The organism is Blastomonas sp. (genome assembly GCF_041747255.1).
In the GTDB taxonomy this organism is placed as follows: domain Bacteria; phylum Pseudomonadota; class Alphaproteobacteria; order Sphingomonadales; family Sphingomonadaceae; genus Blastomonas.
On sequence record NZ_JBGTFM010000357.1, the window covers coordinates 1 to 4,060 of the forward strand.

A 4,060-nucleotide genomic window follows, 5' to 3' on the forward strand; every position below is an offset into this window, starting at 1 on the left:
GCCGGCTGCGCTGGGCATCACCGATGCACAAATCTCGCAAATCCAGGGTATCGGCCAGAGCGTCTACAATTTCGACACGCTCGGCGCTGCCGACGGGGTGGTTGAAAAGGACGACAAGGTTGTTGCCAAGATCGACTGGAACATCGCCGACGGTCACCGTGCCGCGTTCACCTATATCTATAACAAGGGCAACATTCTCGCTGGCCAGACGGGCATTGGCGCGCTGAACGCGACCAACCCCAATTTCTCGCTGCAGTCCAACAACTACACTCAGGGTGCGGAGAACCACTTCGGCGTATTCCAGCTGAACGACCAGTGGACCGACAGCTTCTCGACCCAGCTGCGTATTTCCTATTCAGATTATGTTCGCCTGCAGGTGCCCTTCGGTGCGCGTGAATTTGGCGAATTCCGCACCTGCCTTGCTCCGGCATCGACGCTCCCTGCTTTAACCTGCCCGGCAGGCACGCGCCAGTTGACCTTCGGCCCGGATATCAGCCGGCAAGCCAACGAACTGGACTCGCAGTCGCTTAACATCGAGTTCCAGGCTACGCTGCAGCTTAACAACCACACGGTGAAGCTGATTGCTGAACGTCGCATGCAGGACATTCGCAACCTGTTTGCCCAGCGCGTTTCGGGGGCATGGTATTTCGATTCGGTTGCTGATCTGCAGGGTCGCCGTGCCAACGAACTCGATATTGCCGTTCCGCTTCGCGGTGGCATCGACACCGTTACGGCAGAATTTGAAAACAACAGCTGGACCTTCGGTATCCAGGATACAGTGGATGTGACCGATACCCTTGTGGTCACCGCCGGTTTCCGCTGGGACCTGTTTGACACGCCCGATCGTCCGTTCGTCAATGATGCCTTCTTCAACCGCTTTGGCTTCACCAATGCCCAGACCTTGAACGGCCGTCAGCTGTTCCAGCCGCGCTTTGGCATGAACTGGAAGCCGACCGATCGCCTGACGGTGCGCGGTTCGGCGGGTCTGTTCGGCGGCGGCAGCCCGAATGTGTGGATTTCGAACAGCTATTCGAACCCGGGTCCGACGCTGGGCCGTGTTCAGGTGCGCCGCGTGCCGGGTGTTGGCGGTGCAGCCGACACCTTCACGATCAGCGGTCTGAGCGGTCTGTCAGCAGCCCAGCAGAATGCCATCGGTGCCGCAACGCTCAACAATGTATCGGGCGGGCCGGGCATTCCAGCCGAGTTGATCGCAGCGGTCCGCACCACCGGTACCGCCGCATCGCCGACCAACGCACTCGACCCGAACTTCAAAGTTCCTTCGCAGTGGCGCGTTTCGGGCAGCTTTGACTATATCGCGAACCTCGGCTTCCTGGGTGACGACTGGAACTTTGGTGCCGATGTTATCTGGTCGAAGGTGAATGACGGACTGACCTGGACCGATCTGCGCTCGGTGGCAACCGGCACCCTGCCCGACGGTCGTCCACGCTACAGCATCCTGCCTGGCCAGGGCGCTACCACCAACACCGACATCCTGTTGACCAACGATGGCCGTGGTCACAGCTGGAATATCGTCGGCCGGTTCGACAAGCGTTGGGACAACGGCTTCCGCCTCGCGGGTGCCTATACCTACCAGCGTGCCAAGGACACCAACCCCGGCACCTCGTCGGTGGCGTTCTCGAACTACACCAACACGGCAGTGATCGACCCCAATTTTGCGGCATTCGGCACATCAAACTACCAGCGCGATAATGCCTTCCGCATCACAGCTGGTTATGATGCACAGCTGTTCGGGGACAACACCACCCGCTTCGAACTGTTCTTTAACAGCCTGTCTGGCCAGCGGTTCAGCTATACCTTTGCTGATCAGGCTTCTGGGAACAACCGTTCGAACGTGTTCGGTGTGACCGGTAACAACACGCGCTACAGCTTGTATGTGCCGAACGTCGCCTCGCCAACTGCAGATCCGCTGGTAAGCTATGCGCCGGGCTTCGACTTTGCCGGGTTCCAGAGCTTTGTTCAGAATTCGGAGCTGAACAAGTTTCAGGGCCAGATCGCGCCGAAGAACATCGGCAAAAGCCCGCGTTACAACAAGCTCGACCTGGCGGTCCGTCAGGAAGTGCCGTTCGTGTTTGGCGGCAAGATCGAGTTGTCGATGGATATGGAAAACGTGCTCAACCTGATCGACTCGGATTGGGGCACTATCCGTCAGGTTGGCTTCCCGTATCTGGGCACGCTTGTGAACGTGACTTGCGCCAACGCGGCTTGCTCGCAGTATCAATATGCCAACCGGTCGGGCACGACCTTCCAGGCGCCGAACGAGGCCGTAAACCTCAACGGTTCGCTGTGGTCGATCCGCTTCGGTGCGCGCATCGTCTTCTGATCGCGCTGGCATAACCGCCTGAAGACAAGGGCGCGGTGGCTTTGCCTGCCGCGCCCTTTCTTTTTTGAGCGGTCGCTACTTTTGTGGGCTTGGCGTGGTGACAAGATCGCGCACCAGCCACAGCCGGATCGCGCTTGCCAGATTGGGCGGATCGTCGCTCGCGATTCGCGCGGCATCAATCTGTGCCACCAGCGCGTTAAGCGGCAACTCGCGCCCCTCTGCCGCCGCCCGCAGCAGGTCCCAGAACAATGGCTCAAGGCTGACCGAGGTCAGGTGCCCGGCAATGCCGATACTGCGCTTGACCGGGCCGCGATACAGGGCGCTGTCGTCAATCTGGCGCAGCGGATCATCCATGCGAGACGCGGCCCTGCGTGGTGGCGTCGATCAACAGGCAAATCCACCATCAATGGTGTGCATGGCGCCGGTGACGATGCCTGCTTCCGGCCCGGCGAGATAGGCAACCATGCCGGCGATCTCTTCTGGCCGGGCATAGCGCGGAATCGCCATGAAGCTGCGCAGTGCGTCGGCAAAATCGCCGTGTTCCGGATTCATATCGGTTGCTACCGGACCCGGCTGCACGACATTCACAGTAATGCCCTTGGGTCCCAGATCGCGCGCCATGCCGCGGGCCAGCCCCTGCATCGCCGCCTTGGTCATCGCATAGCCCGAAGCTCCAGTGACCGGCACAGCATCGGCGTTCACCGACCCGATGATGATGATCCGACCGCCATCGGGCATCGTCTTGGCCGCCTCGGCCGACGCATGATAAGGTGCGCGAACATTAAGATCGATCATCCGGTCGATCACGTCTGCCTCCCCTTCGCGGATATCGGCATAGACGAACACCCCTGCGCTGATGACGAGGATGTCGACAGGACTGACCGCGCGCACGGCTGCGATCACAGCGTCGCGGCTGACGCTGTCTGCCTGCAACGCGGTCGATCCGGTTTCGCTGGCCAGGGCATCTGCGGCGTCCTTTGACCCGGCATAGGTGAACGTGACCCTGCCGCCATCTGCCGCTAGCCTGCGGACAATCGCCGCGCCAATGCCCCGGCTGCCGCCCATCACCAAAATCTTTCTACCCTTCAATACGCCCATCATCACCCTCCAGGATTCTCCAAAACTGATGGAGACTATCTGCAGAATATGACAGCTGTGTATCAGCCACAACCTGGGTGTCAGGCAGGCGGATACAGCCGATTCATCTCGGCAATATTGTTCGCGATGATTTCCGTCAGCACGTCCATGTCAATCTGGTCGAGCCGGTTTACGTAGAGGCAGGATTTCTCCAGCTTGTGCTTGCCCAGTTGTTCGAGAAGTGCGCTTTGGTGAGCAGCTGCTGTTTCGTCGCTATAGCCGCACATCAGGTAAATGCTGTGCTTGCCCTTGCGGGGAGAGAATCCCGATCGGCACCAACTGCCGCTGCGTCCGCTTTCATAGGTATAATTGTATTCGCCAAAGCCGATGATGCTAGGCCCCCACATTTTTGCCGGTTCACCTGTCACGCGCTCATATAGTGCCAGCAGCAGCAGCGCCTCCTCACGCCGCTGCTCCGGCTCAAGCCCTGCGATAAAAGCATTAACATCGGCTTTGGTTGCCACCGTCTTGTTGCCCGCATCCGCCATCTTGCATCCCCCATGATCAAGGCGTAAAGGCTAGCACGTCAGATGGGGAGTAGCCAACCGGTGCCGTGCACCGGTCCGCGCGTCAACACACTTG

4 protein-coding genes are annotated in these 4,060 nt (G+C 59.7%); 1 reads left to right on the forward strand and 3 read right to left on the reverse strand.

Annotated elements, in window-relative coordinates:
- Nucleotides 1-2,341: TonB-dependent receptor domain-containing protein (locus ACEW8G_RS12175; protein ID WP_373488684.1), on the forward strand; the 2,341-nt coding region annotated here is incomplete at its 5' end.
- 75 nt (nt 2,342-2,416) lie between these two features.
- Here ACEW8G_RS12175 and ACEW8G_RS12180 read toward each other — a convergent pair.
- From ACEW8G_RS12180 to ACEW8G_RS12190, 3 genes are all read right to left on the reverse strand, one after another.
- A complete protein-coding gene (locus tag ACEW8G_RS12180; protein WP_373488685.1) occupies nt 2,417-2,695 on the reverse strand; it encodes a ribbon-helix-helix domain-containing protein in 279 nt (92 codons plus the stop codon).
- A gap of 30 nt (nt 2,696-2,725) precedes the next feature.
- Nucleotides 2,726-3,439: an SDR family oxidoreductase gene (bdcA, locus tag ACEW8G_RS12185; protein WP_373488686.1), complete on the reverse strand. Its 714-nt coding sequence runs from the start codon at nt 3,437-3,439 to the stop codon at nt 2,726-2,728.
- A gap of 80 nt (nt 3,440-3,519) precedes the next feature.
- Nucleotides 3,520-3,966 (reverse strand): DUF1801 domain-containing protein, encoded by a 447-nt coding sequence (locus tag ACEW8G_RS12190; RefSeq protein WP_373488687.1) that lies wholly within the window; start codon nt 3,964-3,966, stop codon nt 3,520-3,522.
- Nucleotides 3,967-4,060: the final 94 nt, after the last annotated feature.

What these genes read in the sequence shown, in the direction of transcription:
- ACEW8G_RS12180 (WP_373488685.1), bottom strand. Translation starts at nt 2,695, where the DNA reads ATGGATGATCCGCTGCGCCAGATTGACGACAGCGCCCTGTATCGCGGC.
- bdcA (WP_373488686.1), bottom strand. Translation starts at nt 3,439, where the DNA reads ATGGGCGTATTGAAGGGTAGAAAGATTTTGGTGATGGGCGGCAGCCGG.
- ACEW8G_RS12190 (WP_373488687.1), bottom strand. Translation starts at nt 3,966, where the DNA reads ATGGCGGATGCGGGCAACAAGACGGTGGCAACCAAAGCCGATGTTAAT.